At 67.4% G+C, this 19,873-nt stretch carries 25 protein-coding genes and 3 pseudogenes; 13 read left to right on the top strand and 15 right to left on the bottom strand.

All coding sequences use genetic code 11. The features are described from left to right. Positions 1 to 142: 142 nt before the first annotated feature. From JOD67_RS34375 to JOD67_RS34340, 8 genes and pseudogenes are all read right to left on the bottom strand, one after another. On the bottom strand, positions 143 to 952 hold the full coding sequence (locus JOD67_RS34375) for a DUF899 family protein (protein ID WP_307782762.1): 810 nt from the start codon (positions 950 to 952) through the stop codon (positions 143 to 145). 87 nt (positions 953 to 1,039) lie between these two features. After that, positions 1,040 to 1,364, bottom strand: a pseudogene (locus tag JOD67_RS34370) (YciI family protein); the annotation flags it as partial. A gap of 528 nt (positions 1,365 to 1,892) precedes the next feature. Continuing rightward, positions 1,893 to 2,282: a putative toxin-antitoxin system toxin component, PIN family gene (locus tag JOD67_RS34365; protein ID WP_307782761.1), complete on the bottom strand. Its 390-nt coding sequence runs from the start codon at positions 2,280 to 2,282 to the stop codon at positions 1,893 to 1,895. Positions 2,283 to 2,309: 27 nt separating this feature from the next. Then, the gene (locus JOD67_RS34360) at positions 2,310 to 2,570 is read right to left on the bottom strand and encodes a hypothetical protein (RefSeq protein ID WP_205121838.1); all 261 of its coding nucleotides are present in this window, start codon (positions 2,568 to 2,570) and stop codon (positions 2,310 to 2,312) included. Positions 2,571 to 2,712: 142 nt separating this feature from the next. Further along, positions 2,713 to 2,859, bottom strand: coding sequence for a hypothetical protein (locus JOD67_RS34355; protein ID WP_205121836.1), 147 nt, complete (start codon positions 2,857 to 2,859; stop codon positions 2,713 to 2,715). A gap of 524 nt (positions 2,860 to 3,383) precedes the next feature. Beyond that, a complete protein-coding gene (locus JOD67_RS34350; protein WP_205121835.1) occupies positions 3,384 to 3,671 on the bottom strand; it encodes a hypothetical protein in 288 nt (95 codons plus the stop codon). A gap of 31 nt (positions 3,672 to 3,702) precedes the next feature. Beyond that, on the bottom strand, positions 3,703 to 3,936 hold the full coding sequence (locus tag JOD67_RS34345; RefSeq protein WP_205121834.1) for a DUF6225 family protein: 234 nt from the start codon (positions 3,934 to 3,936) through the stop codon (positions 3,703 to 3,705). An 18-nt stretch (positions 3,937 to 3,954) separates the two neighbouring features. Then, positions 3,955 to 4,125, bottom strand: coding sequence for a hypothetical protein (locus JOD67_RS34340; RefSeq protein WP_205121833.1), 171 nt, complete (start codon positions 4,123 to 4,125; stop codon positions 3,955 to 3,957). 48 nt (positions 4,126 to 4,173) lie between these two features. Here JOD67_RS34340 and JOD67_RS41515 point away from each other — a divergent pair, with 48 nt between their 5' ends. The 6 genes from JOD67_RS41515 to JOD67_RS34315 all read left to right on the top strand — a co-directional run bounded on the left by JOD67_RS41515 (position 4,174) and on the right by JOD67_RS34315 (position 7,032). After that, a complete protein-coding gene (locus JOD67_RS41515; protein WP_275577210.1) occupies positions 4,174 to 4,308 on the top strand; it encodes a hypothetical protein in 135 nt (44 codons plus the stop codon). A gap of 417 nt (positions 4,309 to 4,725) precedes the next feature. Continuing rightward, the gene (locus JOD67_RS34335; RefSeq protein WP_205121832.1) at positions 4,726 to 5,217 is read left to right on the top strand and encodes a universal stress protein; all 492 of its coding nucleotides are present in this window, start codon (positions 4,726 to 4,728) and stop codon (positions 5,215 to 5,217) included. Positions 5,218 to 5,492: 275 nt separating this feature from the next. Next, entirely contained in the window at positions 5,493 to 6,059 is a 567-nt protein-coding gene (locus JOD67_RS34330) for a fluoride efflux transporter FluC (RefSeq protein WP_205121831.1), read from the top strand. Positions 6,060 to 6,072: 13 nt separating this feature from the next. Next, a complete protein-coding gene (locus tag JOD67_RS34325) occupies positions 6,073 to 6,477 on the top strand; it encodes a DUF190 domain-containing protein (protein WP_205121830.1) in 405 nt (134 codons plus the stop codon). Further along, entirely contained in the window at positions 6,474 to 6,848 is a 375-nt protein-coding gene (gene crcB / locus JOD67_RS34320) for a fluoride efflux transporter CrcB (RefSeq protein ID WP_205121829.1), read from the top strand. The genes JOD67_RS34325 and crcB overlap by 4 nt, the downstream gene beginning before the upstream one ends. Position 6,849: 1 nt before the next feature. Then, positions 6,850 to 7,032 carry a hypothetical protein gene (locus JOD67_RS34315; protein ID WP_205121828.1) on the top strand — a complete coding sequence of 61 codons (183 nt, stop codon included), beginning with the start codon at positions 6,850 to 6,852 and terminating at the stop codon, positions 7,030 to 7,032. Between the two features lie 262 nt (positions 7,033 to 7,294). Here JOD67_RS34315 and JOD67_RS34310 read toward each other — a convergent pair whose 3' ends face one another. After that, positions 7,295 to 7,828 (bottom strand): TetR/AcrR family transcriptional regulator, encoded by a 534-nt coding sequence (locus tag JOD67_RS34310; protein WP_205121827.1) that lies wholly within the window; start codon positions 7,826 to 7,828, stop codon positions 7,295 to 7,297. Here JOD67_RS34310 and JOD67_RS34305 point away from each other — a divergent pair. Then, positions 7,764 to 9,272, top strand: a complete 1,509-nt coding sequence (locus JOD67_RS34305) for an FAD-dependent monooxygenase (RefSeq protein WP_307782655.1) — start codon at positions 7,764 to 7,766, stop codon at positions 9,270 to 9,272. The two genes, JOD67_RS34310 and JOD67_RS34305, sit on opposite strands and share 65 nt — an antisense overlap. Here the strand turns inward: JOD67_RS34305 and JOD67_RS34300 are convergent. The 3 genes from JOD67_RS34300 to JOD67_RS34290 all read right to left on the bottom strand — a co-directional run bounded on the left by JOD67_RS34300 (position 9,259) and on the right by JOD67_RS34290 (position 11,304). Then, entirely contained in the window at positions 9,259 to 9,930 is a 672-nt protein-coding gene (locus JOD67_RS34300) for an ABC transporter permease (RefSeq protein WP_443735052.1), read from the bottom strand. The two genes, JOD67_RS34305 and JOD67_RS34300, sit on opposite strands and share 14 nt — an antisense overlap. A gap of 154 nt (positions 9,931 to 10,084) precedes the next feature. Continuing rightward, positions 10,085 to 11,032: an ABC transporter ATP-binding protein gene (locus JOD67_RS41510; protein WP_205121825.1), complete on the bottom strand. Its 948-nt coding sequence runs from the start codon at positions 11,030 to 11,032 to the stop codon at positions 10,085 to 10,087. Beyond that, positions 11,029 to 11,304: an AbrB/MazE/SpoVT family DNA-binding domain-containing protein gene (locus tag JOD67_RS34290; RefSeq protein WP_205121824.1), complete on the bottom strand. Its 276-nt coding sequence runs from the start codon at positions 11,302 to 11,304 to the stop codon at positions 11,029 to 11,031. The genes JOD67_RS41510 and JOD67_RS34290 overlap by 4 nt, the downstream gene beginning before the upstream one ends. 604 nt (positions 11,305 to 11,908) lie before the next feature. Between JOD67_RS34290 and JOD67_RS34285 the strand changes: the two genes are divergently transcribed. After that, the gene (locus JOD67_RS34285) at positions 11,909 to 12,370 is read left to right on the top strand and encodes an SRPBCC family protein (protein ID WP_205121823.1); all 462 of its coding nucleotides are present in this window, start codon (positions 11,909 to 11,911) and stop codon (positions 12,368 to 12,370) included. A 768-nt stretch (positions 12,371 to 13,138) separates the two neighbouring features. Here the strand turns inward: JOD67_RS34285 and JOD67_RS34280 are convergent. Beyond that, positions 13,139 to 14,512, bottom strand: coding sequence for an MFS transporter (locus tag JOD67_RS34280; RefSeq protein WP_205121822.1), 1,374 nt, complete (start codon positions 14,510 to 14,512; stop codon positions 13,139 to 13,141). 87 nt (positions 14,513 to 14,599) lie between these two features. Here JOD67_RS34280 and JOD67_RS34275 point away from each other — a divergent pair, with 87 nt between their 5' ends. After that, entirely contained in the window at positions 14,600 to 15,259 is a 660-nt protein-coding gene (locus JOD67_RS34275) for a CGNR zinc finger domain-containing protein (protein ID WP_205121821.1), read from the top strand. Positions 15,260 to 15,898: 639 nt separating this feature from the next. Here JOD67_RS34275 and JOD67_RS42570 read toward each other — a convergent pair. Continuing rightward, positions 15,899 to 16,697, bottom strand: a pseudogene (locus JOD67_RS42570) (endonuclease/exonuclease/phosphatase family protein). 378 nt (positions 16,698 to 17,075) lie between these two features. Between JOD67_RS42570 and JOD67_RS34260 the strand changes: the two are divergent. Then, a complete protein-coding gene (locus tag JOD67_RS34260) occupies positions 17,076 to 17,477 on the top strand; it encodes a PRC-barrel domain-containing protein (RefSeq protein WP_205121818.1) in 402 nt (133 codons plus the stop codon). Positions 17,478 to 17,694: 217 nt separating this feature from the next. Here JOD67_RS34260 and JOD67_RS34255 read toward each other — a convergent pair whose 3' ends face one another. Beyond that, positions 17,695 to 18,375, bottom strand: a complete 681-nt coding sequence (locus tag JOD67_RS34255; protein WP_239554181.1) for a flavodoxin family protein — start codon at positions 18,373 to 18,375, stop codon at positions 17,695 to 17,697. A gap of 160 nt (positions 18,376 to 18,535) precedes the next feature. On the opposite strand from JOD67_RS34255, the gene JOD67_RS34250 reads away from it, so the two are divergent. The 3 genes and pseudogenes from JOD67_RS34250 to JOD67_RS40720 form a co-directional block, all read left to right on the top strand. Continuing rightward, positions 18,536 to 18,913, top strand: coding sequence for a VOC family protein (locus JOD67_RS34250; RefSeq protein ID WP_205121817.1), 378 nt, complete (start codon positions 18,536 to 18,538; stop codon positions 18,911 to 18,913). A 243-nt stretch (positions 18,914 to 19,156) separates the two neighbouring features. Then, positions 19,157 to 19,324, top strand: a complete 168-nt coding sequence (locus tag JOD67_RS40725; RefSeq protein ID WP_239554180.1) for a PhoU domain-containing protein — start codon at positions 19,157 to 19,159, stop codon at positions 19,322 to 19,324. 197 nt (positions 19,325 to 19,521) lie between these two features. Further along, positions 19,522 to 19,704: pseudogene (locus JOD67_RS40720) on the top strand (phosphate signaling complex protein PhoU); the annotation flags it as partial. Positions 19,705 to 19,873 lie beyond the last annotated feature (169 nt).

Here is a 19,873-nt window from a genome sequence, read left to right as displayed (position 1 = left end):
AGGTGCGCGGCCGCGGCGACCGCGCGGTCGATGCCTCCCGAGTGGCGTCGACGACACCGGCCGGTACGGCGCCAGCGCTCCCTCCACGTCGCTCCGGTACACGGCCGTAGTAGTCATGGCGGTGGTCATGTCAGTGGTCATGTCAGTGGTCGTGGCCGTGTCGACCGAGGGTCTCCACCGGGGTCGCGCCAGGACGAGTCCACTGGGGCACGGGCCGGCTGGTCGGGCCCCACTCGGAGTTGCCGTCCGCGTCCGAGCGCCAGTACCAGCACGCGTTGTGGCCCTCGGGCCAGCCGTCGGGGTTGTCCTCCCAGGCCTCGCGGCGGCCGTAAGGCGTCATGTCGAGCAGCCCGACCGAGCCGTCGGCGGGCTCGTTGCCCCGGGCGGTGGTGGAGTAGGTGAGGAACACGCGGTCGCCGTCACGCAGGTAGCAGATGATGTGCCCCTCGTCCGCGGCGACGGACGCTTCCACGCCCCGCACCGAGTACCAGGGCTGGGTATAGCCCATGAACTCCACGTAGGGCGCCACCTCCTCCCACCGGCCCGAGGTCAAGACGGCGAACGAAACACCCCGAGCGTTCAGGTAGACGGTGTCCTTCATCTGCCACACGTTGAACGTGCACCCCTCGCACTGCCCCTGAGGCGGCGCGCCGTCGAACCACATGGAGTGGTAGACGACGAGTTCCTCGCGGCCCTGGAACAGTTCCAGGAATGGGACCGGGCCATCAGCTCCGACGACCTCGGCCGTCCCATCGAGTTGCACCATCGGCAGCCGCCGCCGGGCCGCGGCAATCGCATCGCCCGCGCGGGTGTGTGCCTTCTCGCGGACCAAAAGTGCGGACCGGGCGGCCTGCCAGGTGGCCAGGTCGACCACCGGCGGACGACCTGGCAGCGCGGACGTCTGATCGTTCGTCGGCGTGGTCATGATGTCCTCCGAGGTGTCTTGGGCCACGCCTTCCAGCGTGAGCCTTGTATGCGATGTGGCCGAGGGCTTCCAACGGCTCATCGGCGCTGGACGTCGATCACACTGGCTTGTCCAGAATGGCCGCACCTCGACCTTTCGGTTGCAGGCCTTTCGATCCGTCGGCGGCGAGCTCGAGCGCCACGTCCAGGTCGGCGGCTTCGAAGATCCAAACCGCCGAGATACTCCTTCGACTCCAGGAACGGCCCGTCGGTGAATACCGCGGCGCCAGCCCGGTTGTCGATGACGGTGGCCGTGTTCGGCGAACCGAGGCCGGCGGCGAAACCCAGTGGCCGACCTTGAGCCTGTCGTTGAACGCGCTGGTTGCAGCCCGCTCAGCGGCATCCTGCTCGGCCGGAACGGAGCGTGTCTCGTCGTCGATCACGGAAACCAGGTATTGCATCTCGGATCATCCCCCTGTCCATCTGTGGGCGCCCTTGTGGACGAGTCGACCCACTCGGGTCGACTCATCCGACCGGATGGTCTCACCTACCGCTGGCGCGCTAATGGCGGCCATTCACCCCTACGACGAGCACCTCTGCCCCGATCCGACACCGCCTCCTAGATTTCTTACGAGAAGATTCACTGCCGACGGCGCCGTGCTCGCCGGCCCAGCCGTCAGACCGCTCCCTCACCGCCCGCTACCTGAGCTGGGCGACCGGCTCCCCCTCGGTGCCCGGCGTGATCGGCCCGGCGACGCCGATGGTGCAGCACTTCACGATCCGGATCCCGGCCCGCGCCAGGGAGACCGCGAACTTGTGGGCGAGAAGCGCCCGCGTTGGGGACCTACTTTGCTCAACTGCGAAAGGAGAACCTGACGTACTCGCAGCGCTTCCGCCTGACAAGCTCAAGATCGACGCGGAAGAAGCGCACGGGGAAGAGCAGACCTGGCGGCGCCCAGACGTCGAACCTGACTGACCTGAGCTGCCGATCATCCGTTCCACGTAGCCAGGAACTGCTGGGGTGTTACCGCCGGCGGCTGTAGCTCAGCGTCGAGGAGATCGGCGTCGCCGGTGATGATCTGTGCACCGGAGGCCTCGGACATCGCGACGAGGTAGACGTCTTTAGGGTCGCGGGTCGTCTGCGTCGGCGGTGCGGTCTCAACGGTTTCGGAGTGAAGGCGGAGGGCGTCGACGAACGCGACGGCGTCTTCGAGCTTGATCCAGCGGCGGAACTTGGGTCGCTGGAGAACGCCGCCGAGCTCGTTGAGCAGCTCGGCCGTGACCAGGGGCACGATGTCACCGGCCATGACGAGCTGGACCACCTGGGCGGGCACACCACGGGGGTTGATCAGAGCCGAAATCCAGACGTTGGGATCGATGATGACCCGGCGGGGGCTCGGCAGGACTCAGCCCGCCCGGTGGGTCGACTCGTTGCGGAAGGCCTCGAGCTCCTCCGCAGCGATCTGGGCTGCCTCGTCGTCGGTCACCGAGTCGTCGCGCGGGATACCCGCCCAGATGCGTTCGACAGCTTCGGCGAGGCCGAGGTGCCGGCGGAGCGCGATCTCGAAGACCTCGTACTCACGGCGGCCAGTCCGGGCCGCTTCGATCTTGGCCGCACGAAGCAGGTCCTCGTCGATGTAGACGGTCGTCTTCTTACGCTCTCCCATGCCACCATTTTGACAGAAAGACAGAAAGACGGCCAGGGGCTGACAATGAGGCGCTGGGAAGCATAAGCGACCGCGAGAGAGGATCCCTATGTCTGAAACCGACCCGGACCCCTTCGAAGGGCTGCCGATCGACCCGGAACGTCTACGGTTCGACCAGGGCGGGCCGGACTACTTGTCCTACCTCGCGGTCCGAGTTGGAAACGTGATCGCCGAACGCCGCGACGCGGTCCGAGATCTGCTCGACGCCGGCGAGACGGAGGCGGCGGCCGCAGTGCCGTCGTGGTCGCACGAGGCCACCCTGCTAGGGATCATGACCGACCTGTTCAACACGACACCTCCGGTGCCGAGCGGGCGGGTGGTGGACATCCTGGCCGCCGCCACCCGGATGGCCGAGGCCGCGGACCAAGAACGCCTCGAGCTGCTGGACCAGGCCTCGCCGTACCCGCCTCAGTACCCGCGACCGGGGTGGCGCTCGCCGGCGAAGCGGTACACAGTCCGAACACCCGGATCGTCAGCGAAGGTGATGATCTCCGTCGAGGTGCCGCCGCCGTACCGGGAGATCATCCGCGGGCCTTCCGCCGGACCTCGCCCCCCCGAGCGTCGAGCTCCTCCTGACGCTCACAACGAACGCGGAGTCGCCTCTGCACGCAGCCATCGTCGCGCCCAAGGGATCTGGGGCCGAGGCGACCCAGTCCTCGGCCGGCAAGGAGGCGAAAACGCTCGCAGCAGCCATCGACGAGCAAGACAGAGCAACGGTCATGGGGACGCTCCGGATCTTGCACCAGCACGGTTACCGGCCAGCCGTGCACTCGGTCACCTAGCGCGAGAGTACGACGCACCTGAGCGGTCAGGTGGCGCTGGAAGTGCGGCCCCTCGCGGGGCCGCCCTGCCGGCCGCGACCGGCGTCGTGTGGATGACGAACGTACGGCGGGCTGTGCCATCGGCGGTGTTGAGCTCGGCCCAGTCGCTGACGTCGACGTTGTTCGCGACCGTCATTGTCGTGCTGTCGCAGACCGCGATCTCGACCTCGGAGTCCATGCCCGCCGGGAGTCCTGTCGCGGTCTCGATCAGCATGTCGACAAGTTCCCTGACGGTGCTCACGATTCCTCCTTGTCGCCCACCAGGGCGCGGCTCATGGTCGTCCCTCGTCGCGTCTGCGGCGGTAGTACCGTCCGGTGGGGTACTCGCATTCGATGGTGAGAGTGCGGTCGACTTGTTCGCCGCGTTCGTCGCCCCACTGGGAGATACCGAAGCCAGCACCGGTCACGATCTGGGTACCGACGGTGTCGCCGCCGGGTTCCTCCGCGACCGAGACCTCGAGCGGCAGGTCGTCGGGAACGCCTTTGAGTGCGGCCGCGGCGTTCACCGAGACCTCCGACTCGTTCTACTTACTCACCCGCGTCGATGTCGCCATCGTGCCGCCGGCCATGCGAGACCTGGTCGTCGCGTTCGGAGACTCGATCACCGACGGCTCGTACTCGACGCCCACCGCGTACAACACCCGTACGGCGTCTTCACCGACCAAGGCGAAGCGATCCGTGACGATCTCAACCACTGGATCCTCACCAGCGGCGAGTACGACGCCGTCGTCGACTTCGCCGGCGTGCTGGCCGACCCCGCCGACCCGGACCGGCTCCGCCCGGAATATGACGGCACCGACGCCCGGCGCGACGCCGTCCACCTCAACGACGCCGGTTTCGCCGCGATGACCGCCGCGATCGACCTCGACCAGCTCTAAGGCTCGTCGCGCGATCAGCAGAAGCCCGCAGCACACCTGGCCTCACCGAACGGGCGCAGGCCGAGCACCAAGAGCAGGAAAGCCGCACCACGCGGGTTATCGCTTCGACCATCTGTCAACCTCGACTTGACATGAGATTGTTACCGGCACGTGGCCCTCTGATCCTTACGTGCATCGTTTGTCGCGCTTGCTCGTGATCCTCAACGAGGAGTGGGGAACGCCACCGCTTCGCGTACGCGACCTCGACGCGATCGAGGCCACAGCCTTTACGTCGGTGTCTGTCGCCGGCTCGAGGGCATCAACGACCGGTCGTCGACATGGCGAATCTTGTCGAAATGGGTAGCGTCGAGGAACCGCGACCGCGCTGCTCGAGGCCGACGTTCGGCGGGCTGGCTCAGGTGTTGGCCAGGAGGGATGATGGAGACCTGCAGCGGAGTCAACGTCATGGACCACATGGACCAACGCATCGAGCAGCGAGTTCAGTCGTGCCCTCCTGCGCAGCGCCAACCGGTGCTCGTGGTGGGTTACGACCGCCACCCTGCCGCCCAGCGTGCCCTGCGCGCCGCGGCGGACCTGGCCGTACTCCTGCAGGCACACGTCGTTGTGGTGCATGTGGTTGACGCGGAGGATTACCCCATCGATTCCGACGCGGCCGACTGGGACGAGCACGCCGAACAGGACGTCGCCGACCAGCGCGCCCAGGTCGCCGCCCTGCTGGCCAGCCACCCGCTGCCCTGGACGTTCCAGACCGATCATGGTGCCCCCGGCCGGCGGCTCCTGGAACTCGCCACCAACCGACACGCTCTCATGATCATCATCGGGACGGCGCGGCCCCGCTGGGGTGCACATGTGCTCACCGGCTCGGTCGCCAAATACCTCCGCCGCCACGGCGACCGGCCTTTCTGCTAGTCCCCTGCCCGCCACGGCCATGACCAGCCGTTCGGCCGAGCGGCTCTCTGTCGCAACCTCGCCGCCGCCTGATTGGACTGTCGGTTATCCTTTCTGGTGAGGCGGACGGTGGTCCGCGCGGCGGTGGGGCCCGCCGTACCCGAACCGCGGCAACCTTGTTGACGAGGTTGCCGACAACGGTCCCTGCTTGTGATGGATGGCGCCTGCGGCATGTGGCGCCCTGCAAGCAGGAAGTGGTGCATATGGGAGAGTCCCGATCCTCAGGGCAGCGTGCTGTGGACGAGCCGCGCAGTCGTGGCTCGCGACGACCGGCTGATCATGAGGTCGACTGCCAGATTCGCGGCAACGTCGACCCCAAGATCGACCCGGACATTGACCCGGACATCGACCTGTCCATGCCGCATCAGCGGCGGGTGTTTGGACGCGGGTTCAGGTCCGGTCAGTGCCCGGTGGTGTTGGTGGTCGGTGTGGGCGGCGCGGTGGGCGCGGCGGCCCGGCATGGCGCTGATCTGCTGTGGCCGACGGCTGTGTCAGCGTTTCCTTTGACCACGCTGTGGATCAACGTCGCTGGGTGCGTGCTGATCGGGGTGCTGATGGTGATCGTGGCCGAGGTCTCCTCGGCGCATCGGCTGATGCGACCGTTCGTCGGTACCGGGGTGCTGGGCGGGTTCACCACTTTTTCTGCCTACGCCGTCGACATCCAGCAACGCCTGCAGAACGGCAGCGCCGGGATCGGCTTGGCCTATCTCGGCCTCACTGTGCTGGCGGGACTTGTCGCGGTGTGGATAGCGGCGGCGACCGCCCGCCGCCTGCTGGTGCGGAAAGCGAGGAAACGACGATGACAGGGAGAGGGCGATGACCCGGCTGCACGGCAGAGCGCTCCGGATGACGGTGTTCGTCGGGGAGAGCGACACCTGGCATCACAAACCGCTGTACACCGAGATCGTGCACCGCGCCCGGAAAGGTGGGCTGGCCGGTGCGACCGTGTTCCACGGGATCGAAGGTTTCGGCGCCTCGTCGATCATCCACACCACCCGGCTGTTGTCGTTCAGCGAAGACCTTCCCGCGGCGGTCATCATCGTCGACGACGAGGATCGGATCCGGGCCTTCCTCCCCGCGCTGGACGAGTTGGTCAGTGAGGGCTTGGTGATTTTGGACGAGGTCGAGGTCTTCCGCTACGTCGGCCGCCAAGCAGGGACAGGAAAGGCTGGCGGGGCGACGGGGGCGTCTGCGGGGGCGTCTGCGGGTGAGGCAGGGTGAGCTGGCTGCTGGTGATCGCCGGCGCGATGATCGGGGCGCCGCTGCGGTACCTGACCGATCTGGCGATCCAGCGTCGCCACGACTCGGTCTTTCCCTGGGGCACGTTCACCGTCAACGTGGCCGGCTGCCTCGTCCTGGGGCTGCTGACCGGTGCTGTCACTGCTGGGGCGGCACCAGTGAACGTGCAGCTGTTCCTCGGCACCGGACTATGCGGCGCCCTCACCACCTACTCCACCTTCTCCTACGAGACGATGCGGCTGGCCCAGTCCGGGGCCTGGTTCCTTGCCGCCGCCAACACCGCCGCCAGCGTGGTAGCCGGACTCGGCGCCGCTTTCATCGGCGCTGGCCTCGCCACGACGCTATGGAACTGAGATGACCGACGTGGAAACCGTGCTGCTACACGCCTCACACCTCGCCGTCGACTACGCCGCTGACTACCGGGCCATCTCCGCCTATCTGCTCGGGTTCCTGCTCTGGGTCGCCACCGCCATCGCCGGCTTTTTCGTCGCCCGCTGGGTAAGTCGCCGCCTGTCCCGCAAGCGGTCCGACTCGTGACCAGCCGGCTGGTCGACGCCCCGTCGACCAGCCCGTCGACCTACCTTGCGTGGAGGAGACGGCCCGGCGGACATGCCGCTCGTGTCGAACGCACGGTGGCCGGCGGGCTCAGCCAGGAACGCGAACACCACCGCAACCGGTGCTGCGGCTGCGACGAGCCGGGACACGGTGATCGAACCTCGGGCGTCGGTCATGGTGGCGCTGACCCGACGGCACCGCGGAAGTCGTCGGTCGATCGCAGGAAGATGCGAGCCGCCCAAAGTCACGCTGCCCGACCGCGGACACCGGTGAGAACGAGGTCCACGCAGCTTTCGACGAACGTGTCGTCGACGTCGTGTCCCGGTCCGAACACGCGGAACCAGATGGGCCCCAGGACGTGACTGAGGACCGCGTCGTGGTTGACGTCGGCGGGGAGCTCGCCACGATCGATGGCCCGGTCGATGACGGGGCGGACGGCGGCGAATCGGCCTGCCCAGAATCGGTGTCCGATGTCCTGGAGCTCCGGGTGGTGGCGACCTCCGGCCAGGGCCGACATCAAGGCGCGGCTCGCGGGGGCGATGATCGCGTCTCGCACTTGCCGGGCGATCCCGACCAGGTCCGCGCGAACGGACCCGGTGTCGGGCACCTCGATCTTCTCGCCGGAGTTGGCGACGAGCGCGTCTGCCACTAGTGCTTCGCGGGTGCCCCACCGTCGGTAGATCGTCGTCTTGTTGACACCTGCCGTAGCGGCGATGTTCTCAACGACGAGTCCGTCGAGTCCATGCTCGATCAGGGCAGCGATCGTGGCCAGACGCACAGCCTGTGTGACGCGCGCGCTGCGGCCGCCGGGTCGGCGGCCGGGGGATTGGCCAGGGGATCGGCTCGGGGATGTCGACATGGTGGTCGCCCAGCTTAAGGCAATGGCACGTTGCACGCAACGTGCCGTTGCTTTAAGCTTGCGGTTTGGGCACCGAGCGAAAGACCGAACGGAAGGGATAGCGAAAGACCGAACGGAAGGGATGTCGATGAGGGTCGTGGTGGTCGGTGCCGGACCAGCGGGTGCGACGTTGGCGCTGCTGCTTGCTCGCAGCGGCATGGACGTACAACTGCTGGAGCGCGAACACTCCATGGGTGGTGTCTTTCGCGGTGAAGGTCTGATGCCGCTAGGACTAGACGCCCTGCACCAGATGGGGCTGGGCCATCTGATTGAGGAGGTCCCTGGCAGGGTGGTCGAGTCGTGGCGGATCTTCATCGACGGCGACGAGACGTTCACCATCCCCGAGCCCGTCGACGACCTTGGCGCGCTCGCATTCAGGGTCGCCTCCCCGGCGGCACTGTTGGAACGCGTCGTCGACGAGGCTCGCCGCCACGCCACGTTCGGCTTCCATCCAGCGACCCGGTTCACCGACGTCGTTCGCAACGCGGACGGCCGAGTCGTCGGCGTCCGGGCGACGACCGACGACTCTGCGATCGAGTTGCGGGCCGACCTTGTCATCGGCTGTGACGGTCGTGGATCGTCTGTCCGAACCCACGCCGGCCTGGCCCTGACGCACGATCCCGCGGGCTATGAGGTGATGTGGTTCAAGGCGCCGCCCCCGGAGTCCTTGCGTCGGCGATGCGACTTCCTGCTGATGATCCGAGCCGGGCGGCACCCACTCGTGGCATACGCCTCCTGGGACGACCTCCTGCAGTGCGGCCTGATCATGCCGAAGGGCGGCCACGCCGACCTCCGCGGAGATGACTGGCTACCGACCGCGGTCAGTTCGGCGCCCGGCTGGCTGGCCGAGCACGTCCTCGCCCATCGCGACGAGGTCAGCAAGCCGACGCGGCTCAACGTCCTGGTCGGTCGCGCTCCCTCATGGTCCACACCTGGCGTACTGTTGCTCGGCGACGCAGCCCACCCCATGTCCCCGGTCCGAGCCCAAGGCATCAACCTCGCCCTGCGCGACGTGATCGTGGCTGCCAACCACCTCATCCCACTCGGCGACGCTCCCCTCGACCGCGTCGCGTTGGACGCCGGGTTGGACGCCGCGTGCCGAGCCATACAGGCCGAACGCGAGCCGGAGGTGATTAGAACGCAGAAGCTGCAGCGACGCGAGGCCCAGGGGCAAGGTGACGCTCGATCGGCGACGTGGCGGTTCAGCTTCGCGAAACGTGCCGCGGGTTACCTCGGTAGGTACGGCTGGGCGCAACGAGCCTGGCTACAACGCCAACACGAGCTACGTTTCGGCTCATCGACCGTCAAGCTCACAGTCGGCTGACCCGCACCATGGACTCCTCGGCCGACGCGCCAACGGGCCTTCTTCTTGCGGTGGTTAGTGGTGTGGTTAGGGGGCGGTCCCAGCGGAACAGCAGGGTGCCGAGGGCGCCGAAGGCGATGATCATGGCGATGAGCACTCCGGTTGGTAGGAGCAGGGTCGACCATGCTTGTCCCGCCCACAGGCCTTGGATGAGGTCGGCGAAGTGTCGGACAGGTGAGAAGTTCATGATCCTCTGGACGCCGTTGGGCATGGCCGCGAGCGGGACGAAGGCTCCTGAGGAGAGCATCAGCACGAGCATGAGCACGTTGCCGATGCCGGTGGCCGCGCCAGAGGAGGGGTAGATCCCGGCGAGGGTGTAGCCGAGCGCGAGGAACGCGACGAGCCCCAGTGCCGCAGCGGTGAGCACCACGGCGAGGTTGCCCGAGGGGATGACTCCGAAGACGAGCCATCCGACGGCGAGCGCGGCGATCATGCCGGCCATGCCGACCAGGAAGTTCACGGTCAGGTCGGCGGCGACGAAGGTGGCCGGTCGCAGCGGTGTCAGACGGAGTCGGCGCAGGGCGCCGCTCTCGCGCAGGGCCAGCAGGTTCCCCGGTACCAGCACGACGCCGGTGATCGCGAGGACCAGGGACGGGAACGCCGGCAGGGTCGCCTCGATGAAGCTGCGACCACCGAAGACCGGACTGGGCCCGTCATCGAAGATCAGGCCGAGGAGAGCACCAACGCCGGAGCGAAGATGAAAGAGAAGAACAGCGCGACCGGTTCACGCTGCCGGGAACGGAACATGGTGGCGGCAAGTTCTGTGTAGCCGGTCATGACTGCTCCTCGGTCCGCATGGCGCGCCCGGTCAGGTTCAAGAACACGTCCTCCAGCCCGGGAGAGGTCGTGCGCAGGTCGACGATCCGAACGTCACGGGCGGTCAGCTCGGCCAGGACGTCTTGCAGGAATCCGCCGGTGCCCTGCACGGTCAGGTACTTTCCGTCGGGCTGGACCTTGGTCACCGTGTCGATCGACTCCAGCTCCAGCTCGAGGTCCAGCCCCCGGTCCAGGTTCACGGGAGCTGGCTGGGTGAGGGTGAGGCGTGCCGTGGCGTCTCCGGCGTGGTCGCGTATGAGCGCGGGCACGATGTCCAGGGCGATGATGCTGCCGTGGTCGATGATGCCCACCCGGTCGCACAGGTGCTCGGCTTCCTCCATGTAGTGGGTGGTGAGCACCACGGTGGTTCCTCGGTCGCGGATCTCCTTGACCACCTCCCACATCGCCAGGCGTGCCTGCGGGTCCAGCGCGGTGGTCAGCTCGTCGAGGAACACCACCTCGGGCTTGTGCAGCAGGGCCAGGGCGATGAACACCCGTTGACGCTCGCCGCCGGAGAGGCGTTCGACCGTGGTCTTCTGCTTGCCGGCGATGCCCAGTGTGGCGAGCAACTCCTTCCACGGAACGGGAGCCTTGTACAGCGACGAGTACAGCCGCATCGCTTCCGCGACGGTGATCCGCGGCGGCAGAGCCGCCGTCTGCAACTGGACGCCGGTGCGGAGCGTCAACTCGTGCCGGTCGGTGACCGGGTGACGACCGAGGACGCTGATGCTCCCCGACGTCGGCCGGTCCAGACCCTCGACACAGTTCAGCAAAGTGGTCTTGCCTGCCCCGTTGGGCCCGATGAGACCGAAGATCTCGCCCTGCTCGACCTGGAACGACACTCCGTCGACGGCCGTGACGGCCCCGAACCGGCGTACCACCTCCTCGCATACGACCACACTCACGACTGACCGTCTCCCCGTTCGATGTCTTCTTCCGTCGACGTGGCCGGCGGCCTCACGGCCGGCGGCATCGCCTGCGCGATGAACCGATCGAACAGGTCCTGACGCACGATCGCGATCCCCTGATCGACATCGGCCAGCAGCAGCAACGTGTCCCCGGGCTTGATGCCGAACAACTCCCGCGCACCCTTCGGGATCACGATCTGACCCTTCTCTCCGACCTTGACCGTGCCGGCGAACCTCCCCGGCGCCGGAGGCAGACCATCGATGCCCACGTCCACCTCCTACCTTGGGACACTTTTCCCACAAGTATAACTTGTCGTCGATGTGATCACACGGTGGAGGCTGGGGCGTCATGGTGGTCAAGTCCTCGTCGGGCAGCTCGTCGGCTCCGCGTCGACGATGTCGCCGGCTGGTGCTCCCGTGCCAGACCAGGTAGGCGCGGGTCCGACACCGTCGGAGGGTCGACACAATCGACAACAAGAGGTCCTTCTGTTGTCGATCGTGCCGACGCCGCTCAATGGGTTACTCGGCAGGGTTGCCGCCGCTCTGCCAGAGTGCTCTGTCATGGCCGCATACCTTGTGTTGACCCCCGGCAGCGATCTGATCTTCGCTGAACTTGCAGGCTGGGTCGAACGTGCCCGCAAGCTCGGCGCCGGGCCAAGCAGTCCGGTCGTTGTCGGGCCCGCCCCGGTGGCGAGGGGAAATCGGGCGACCAGAGACGTCGCCCTGTCTGTCCGCGTCGAGGTGTCGCGACGCAACCTTGATCACGATCGGTAGGCCGGACCGCGCGCTCATTTGGGCGGGCGTCGGCGTTGCGCATTCCACTCATCTGGCGAAGGCCGATGACTTCCGGTTTGCCACTGGGTCATTGCCACTATGACCGACGCGCAATGTTCGATCACCGTGTCCCGGCTCGTCGCGGCACCGGCGGCGGTGGTGTTCGCGTTCCTTGCCGAGCCCGCCCGCCATTCGGCGTTCGACACGAGCGGCATGGTCCGCCGGGCCGTCACGGTTGGCCGGCTGACGGGAATGGGTGAGGTGTTCGTGATGGAGATGCACAACGCGATCCGGGGCGACCATCGGGTCGATTGCCATGTCGTGGAGTACGAGCTCGGTCGCGCGCTCGGCTGGGCGCCGGCGGAGCCCGGCCGTCCGCCCGCCGGGCACACCTGGACCTGGCGGCTGCGGCCGGAAGGATCGAACCGCACGTGGGTGAGCCAGACCTACGACTGGTCGGCGTTCACTCACGCCGACCACCTCGACCAGCTCCCGGTCGTCGGCCGAGAGGGCCTACGGGCATCACTCGACCTGCTCGCCGCTGCGGTCGAGGACGCCTAGGTACGCCCAGGACCACATGCTGCGCCCGCCTCGTCGGGCACCGGTCGAAGAGGCATCCTTATCGTTGATCTTTACCGCCAGTTGATCTTGACCGGCCGAGCGTGGTGAAGGACCGGCACCTGGGTGTCCGGTCCTTCGGCCATGACGATACGCCGAAGTTGGGGGGAGCGGGATTCGCGGAGGCCGATCGCGGCGACATCGTCGACTGAGCCAGCCGTACAGCACGGGACCCTCGTGCCGTGATTCCCCGCGGTCTTCAAGCCTGCTTGTCGAGTCGACTTGGTGGCTGGGTGGTGGGTGCGGTGGTGAGGCCGGTGAGTCGGCACAGGGCGGCAAATCCGTGGTCTGTGCCCAGCCGGTGCTGCCGCACTGGCTCCAGGCCCGCTCGGCGGTTTCACCATTGAGGAAGGCGACACTCTCGCTCAGCGCTTCGGCGAGGGCGGCAGGGTTGATGGGTGGCGACGAGGACGTCGCGGAACTGCCGGATGGCCCGCGCTTCGTCGGAGCCCTCGCCGGGACGGAGCCTTCGGACTTCCTGTCGCCTCCAGCACGCCTGTTCCTCCAGCCGCGACAGCAGCTCGTCTCGGCTCAGCTTGGTGAGATCGCCCTTGGTGAGCCGTCGAAACTTCGCCATCAGCACTGGCACCGCCTTCCATGGCCGGCCCGAGTCGGTACGGTACTGAGACACCTGGCTTCGGGCCTTCGCCCGCCAGAGGAGTGACAACGGTTTCTCTCCGCACCTCTGGAGCCCGATGTAGTTCGCCGAGGTCATTGGTTGTAGGCGGGCGTCACTGGTCGTTCTTGTGGCTGGCGACGACCGATCGCCGCGACAGCAGCGCCGAGAGCGGCCGCGAGCATGGCCGCGAGGAAGGCGATCCGGTAGCCGGTCAGGTTGTCGGCCGGGATCCCGGCGAGCCCGACGAACGCGGCGAGCCCGATGGCGGTGCCGATCTGCCCGCCGGAGGTGAGGAATCCTGCCGTCGTTCCCGACTCGTCCGCTGACTCCTTCCCTGCCAGTCCGATGAAGCCGGCCTGGGCAACGGCGGCGCCTACGCCAAAGACCAACCAGGCAAGGAGGAACGGGTGCCAGACCGTGCTCCGCGCGTCGACGGTGAGGAGGAGCCCGATCCCGACGACGATGACGGCCATGCCGGAGATCATCGCGGCGTGGTGTCCTCGACGCCGGATGATCGCGCCGCCGAGGACGGCGCCGGAGATGAGGCCGACGTTCGCGGGGATGAAGCCGAGACCCACCTGAAGTGGGGTCGCGTCGCGGAACGTCTGCAGGAACAGTCCGTAGAAGAAGATCGGCGTGTTGATCGCCGCGCCGTGCAAGGTCGCGAGAACGATCGGCTGCAGCGCGGGCCAGCGACGCAGTGAGGACGGAACGAGGGGGTGCCGGCCGTGGCGTTCCCGCTTCAGCCACACGACCACGAGAACGACGCTGATGGCGAGCGGGAGGACGCCGATGGGCATGCCCTGTTGCAGTCCCGTGAGGCCGAGGACGAGCAGGGTCGCGGCTGCCGACGGGAGGCTGGCGTTCAGCACGTCGACCCGGCGTTGAGCGGATCGCTGCTCGGGCTGGGACCGGCGGAACGCGGCCTTCGCCAGCAGAACCGTCACCAATGGAGCGAGTGCCAGCAGCAGGAACGTCGCTCGCCAGCCGTGGTTGGCGATCATCCCTCCTCCGGTGACGGCGATGAGTCCTCCGGCGCCGCCGGCGACGTTCCACCAGATCAGCGCCCGGTGACGGTCCGCGCCAGCGGCGAACCCCGTGGCCAGCAGCGACACCATCGCCGGTGTGTAGAGCGCCATGCCGATCCCCTGAGCGACGCGGGCGAGCAGGAGCACCGCGAAGTGCGGAGCGATCGCCGCGGCGATGCTGCCCGCCGCCATCAGGAGCGATCCGGCGACGAGGATGCGTGGTCCCCCGTACCGATCGGCCAGGCGTCCCGCGACCAGCAGACCACCGGCGTACGTCAGGGCGGTCGCCCCGACGACCCATTGCAGCAACGCCGGGGAGATCCGCAGGTCGGCGCCGATCGAGGGCAGGACGATCGCTACCGCTTGGAACGCCACCACGACCCCGAGCTGGCCGAAGCCGAGCGCCGCGATGCGAAGGTTCGCATGGTCGGCCGCCACGAGTGACCCTTCCCTTCGTCCACCGGCTAAAGTCGGATAGGTGGAATCAGGGCGACCGTACCAGCAAAACGCGGTTAGGCGGTAGACGTGCAGGAACTGGACGCGCGCATCGACGCGCAGGGACCAAGCGTCGGCGGCGCGCTCTGCCTCGACTTCGCCAACACGGTCGAGCCGAGGGGCGGCACTCCGGACACCGACCTGTCGACGGTTCCCGACCTCCGGGACGACCTGAACGACGGCTACGACCTGGTCGCCTGGGGTTTCCGTCAGGGGCTCTACGACCGGCCACGCGCCGCGGAGCTGTGGCACCTGGTCGAGTCCACCGACCTGCTGAGCCGAGCCCTGACCCTCCGCGACGCGGTCTACCGGGTCTTCACTTCACTCGTCCTCGACGCCGTGCCCGCCGCGAGCGATCTCGCTGCGATCCGGGCAAGCAGCGCGGAGGCGTTGGCGGCCGCTACCTGGCAGCCTCGCGTCGGCGGCCTCGACCTCAGCTGGCCCGACCCGGACCCGGAAGTCGTCCTCAGGCACGTGGGCCTGTCCGCGCTCGACCTGCTCCGCGACCCCGCGTCCGCCAGGATCAAGCTCTGCCCAGGCTTCGGCCGCGGCGGAACGTCGTGCGGCTGGCTGTTCCTCGACACGACGAAGAACAGGTCCCGACGCTGGTGCAGCATGTCCGACTGCGGCAACGTCAGCAAGAGCCAGCGGCAATCCAGACGTCGGCAAGACCAACGCACATCGCACTAGCGCGAATGCCGGAACGCACCATGTCCGACTGCGAAAGATCGGCGGTGCACCTCCAGTGAGCGTTGGGCGGGAACGCACCTAGGTCTGGAGCGTCGAGCCCTCCCACAGCCCACAGCCCACAGCCCTTTGGGGGCGCGAAGCACTTGATCTTCCGGGTAGACGCCGAGACATGGAACGGCTGGAGAAGAGGGTCGACGAAATCCGCCACGAGATGGGGCTGGCTGAGCAGGCCCCTCAGCACACAGAGAAGGCGCAGGACGAGTGTGGGGCCCAGCCAGGCCTCTAGCACAACGCCGCCCTACGACGACGGCGCATGGCCGGCCTCGGTACCTGCGCTGGGAGGCGTCTGCGGAGAACGGGTGTGGGACCGCCTGCCCGCCTTCCTCGACAGCTACACCGCCATCTGACCCGGCAGAGTGGGTCCCAAGCTACGGGCCAGCTCCTCTCAACCTCTCTGCCAAATGAGCCGCACAGCCGCTGGGACCTGAGTCGGCCCCTGAACCGTTGGGTCACACCTCGCTGGCTATGGGTGAATCGCCCCCATGCGGGCACGTCGCCAATGTCGCTGCCGATGTCGGCGTCGTATGTGATTGCGACAATCCACCGCAACTCCCGGCAGTGTCGGCCCGACTGTAATCGTCAATCAGGCTTGGCGGGAGGCGGCTGGAGGTCGGCGAGTACGCCGTAGTGGTCGCTGCCGGTGTCGTTCGGGCCGTCGAAGACGCGGCGGCAGTCCGCGATCGAGAGCGTGGGGCCGCCGGTGAGGCCGCAGCGGATGAGGATGTAGTCGATGCGGCGGTACGGCCAGTCCCAGTCGGCGACGTACGGGCTTCCGGCGCAGAACGTGTCACCATCGCCGGTTCCGACGCTTTCCCACGCGTCGCGGTAGCAGACCGCTCGACCGTCGAGGGCCTGCCGGCCGGTCCAGAACCGGATACTCGTCGCCATCGGGTCGGCATCGAGGTCGCCGGCGACGATGAGGTGGCCGGGCTGGGCGGCGACCAGCTCCTCGAGCCGGCTCGCGGTCGCGACGGCTTGGCGTTCGCGTTCCGTACGCCTGGTTCACCCGCCAGCTCGGCAGATAGTTGACCAGCCACACCCGCCCGTACGGGTCTGGTGCCGCGATCTCGGTGACCAGCGCCGTGGCGGAGAAGCCGGCGTCGCGGTCCAGGAGTGGCAGGTCGATCTCGAAGATCTCGCCGATTGGCCACATGCTCGCCGTCGCTACGCCGTCGCCGTCGCGGCCTTGTTCGGTCTGGTGAACGATGTGGTAATCCTCGCCGAGGATCTCCCATGCCTGGTCGCGTTCGTCGGTGCGGCGTACCTCTTGCAACGTGGCCAAGTCCGGGTCCAGGCGCTCGAACCCGTTCCGCAAAGCCTCCTGCCGGTGTGGCCAGTCCGTACCGCCGCCCCAGATGTTCAACGTGACAACGCGCATCTCCCGGATCTACCCTACGCGCACCATCGCCACGCCTCGCCGGGTCTGCCGCGAGCCGGAGCTCCTTCGAGTCGGCGCTACTACGAACTGGGCAGCGGCCTCGCCCAGACGCCGTTCAACCCGAACTCAAGTCGACCTTGACATCGACAGCCGTCGTCGAGGCAAGGGGCAGCGGGGCTCGAGCAAGGTCGCGAGGCCCCCGCACCACCCTGATGTTGGCGCGGCGGTCTTCGTGCTGGCGTGCATCCATGTCTGGTGAACGCGAGTTCGCGCAGGCCGCACGTCCAAAACGGCGATCGGGGTTTGTCACTCACCCGGTGGGTACGCAGGCCTCTGCAAGGACTCACAGCTGCTGACACATTGAGGTGGTGTTTCGCGATGACGAACAGCCTGTTCGACCCGTGGAGCTACCGGCCAGAGTCTGGCTACACCGAAGGCGCCGACCTGGTTGGGTACAAGATCGCCGCTACCGACGGCGACATCGGCAAAGTCGACGGGGCCACCCACGACCCCGGTGCCGCCGGGCTCGTCGTGGACACCGGGCCGTGGATTTTCGGCCGCAAGGTGCTGCTCCCCGCCGGGGTGATCGACCGGATCGACCCCGACGAGCAGAAGGTCTACGTCGATCGCACCAAAGACCAGATCAAGGACTCCCCACCGTACGATCCCGATCCCGAACGCGGCGTCGACGACGACTACCGCACCCGGCTCGGCGACTACTACGGCACCACCTACGACACCACCTACCGCGGACCTGGCGGTCCCGGCGGCACCATGTAACGCGCACCAGCATGGTCGGACGACGGGTCAGCCGACGCCGACCGGCGGCCAGTCTCAAGGTGGGCGGTCAGACGCCGACTTCCACTGGCACTTCGTCCGTGGCTCGACGGGCCCTTGTTCCAGCGGCGGGTACGGGCGTTCTTCTCGGCGTTCACGGTGTGGAATCGGAGGCTGTAGTTGATCGCGTCGGGCGGGCGGCGCTCGTGAGGAGCGCGGGTCAGCTCGGCGGGTACTGCTGGTCCTTCAGGAGGCGGGCGAGATGTGCGGTGTTCGCGGCGAGAGTCTTGGTTGCGGCACCGGTGGTGTCGGGCTTCGGGCCGGCGTCGTTGTAGTCGACCTTGCCCATCGCCTCGCCCACCCAGTAGGTCGAACCGTTCGCGGCGACGCTGAAACCGACGTCGTTCAGGCCTTGGAGCAGCTCGGCGGTCACGTGGTGGGCGCCGTCCTCGTTACCGACCACCGCGACCGCTGCGACCTTGCCGAAAGTCAGCAACCGGCCCTGGTCGTCCGTCTCGGCCAACTCGGCATCGAGCCGCTCGAGCACAACTTTCGCCACGCTCGACGGCTGCCCCATCCAGATCGGCGTGGCGATCACCAGAATGTCTGCCGCCAGCACCTTCTCCCGGACTTGTGGCCACTCGTCGCCATCACCCTCGTCGGTGGAAACCCCGAACTTTACGGTGTGATCAACGATCCGGATCACCTCACCATCGGTGTCGTGATCGGCCAGCGCGGTCAGCACCTCCCGGCCAAGCAACTCCGAACTCGACGGCGCCGGAGACTTCTTCAGGGAACATCCCAGAACCACGGCACGCAAGGTCGCCATGAGGTACCTCCTAGATCGAAACTCGTCCTCAGGCAGACCAGCCCATGCCACGCAGCGCGCGACGGCGGTCATGGGCAACACCCTGGCAGACGCGCGACCCGGAGCCTGGCTATGCGTGGCGCTCGAGATGGGTCGCAGGTCTCGCTCCCACACGCTGTGAGGATAGCCCGTGGGGTCGCCGGAGACTGGCAGCGCGGTAGGACCACCCCAATCCCATCGACGGGAGACAACCATGCACAAGAGCCGGATCGGCGGGGTGTTCATCGACCATCCCGCACGTTCGTTTGAGGCGAGTCTGGCGTTCTGGGCGGCGGCGATGGGCCGCGAACCGGAGGACGGCGACCCGTACCGTTCGCTGGGCTGGTTCGACGGGGAGGTCGTGGTCGAGCTTCAGCGACTCGACGACGACACTGGGCCGCGGGTGCACCTGGACATCGACACCGACGACGTCGAGGCCGAAGTGCACCGCCTGGAGGCGCTTGGCGCGAAGCGGCTGAAGAGCTACCACGACGGTTCGTATTGGCAGATGGTCGATCCGGGCGGCCTGGTCTTCTGCGTGATCTCGCCGCACACACCCGACTTCGACGACCAGGCGACCGAATGGCCCTAACTCGCGGCCAACGTACGGCGCGCGTACGGTGGCTCGACGTGACACGCGAGCCCAACTCGACGTCGCGGCGAACCCGTTCGTCGTGATCCGGCCAGACCGATCACAGATCGGCGACCTTACGCGTTCGGTTCGCCGAACACGCTGATCACCCTGCAGGCGGGAAGACACGTCCTCTACGGCAGCGCCCTCACTGCCGTGGCTTGAGCCCATTAGGTGCGGTGTGGCCGTCCTAGGGTCGTTTCCATGCGCGATGCATTCCACGAACAGCTCAAGGGCATCAACGACTGGATCGTCGAAATGGCGAATCTGGTCGAAACCGCCGTCGACGAATCCACGACCGCCCTCCTCGAGGCCGACGTTCGGCGAGCGGAGCAGCTGCTCACTGCCGACGCGGAGATCGACCGGCTGTAGGCGCTAGTGGAGGTGCAAACGTTCGAGCAGCTCGCGCGCTCCAGCAGCCGTTGGCCCACCGACCTGCGGGTGTTGGTGGGCGCTGCGGATAACGGCCGACCTCGAACGTATGGGTGACCTCGCCGAGCACGTCGCGAAGATCACCCGGTGCGCTACCTGGGCACATCCCAGACGAGATCAAACCCACCATCGCCGAGATGGGCAGAGTCGCGAAGCGAATGGTCTATCAGATCAGCTCGACGTTCGCGGCGCGCGACGTTCACGCCGCCGAAGCGTTGGTCAACCCCGACGACGAGATGGACACGCTGCGTCGGTCGTTGTTCCACAAGATGCTCGACCCCAGCTGGCCCCATGGCGTAGAAGCCGCGGTCGACATCGCGCTACTCGGGCGCTACTACGAGCGGATCGCCGACCACGCGGTCTACATGGCCCGCCAGGTGATCTACCTCGCGACCGGCGAGATGCCGGACCGCATCAACTCGACATCCGGCGTAGCGGCCCCACGATTAGAACCGTGCACACAGATGTACGAGCTCGGCAGACCGTCGG

The sequence above is a fragment of the Tenggerimyces flavus genome, assembly GCF_016907715.1.
Classification (GTDB): Bacteria; Actinomycetota; Actinomycetes; order Propionibacteriales; family Actinopolymorphaceae; genus Tenggerimyces; species Tenggerimyces flavus.
The sequence above is the reverse complement of the archived record's forward strand: the minus strand, read 5'-3'. Positions and strand labels throughout refer to the sequence as shown.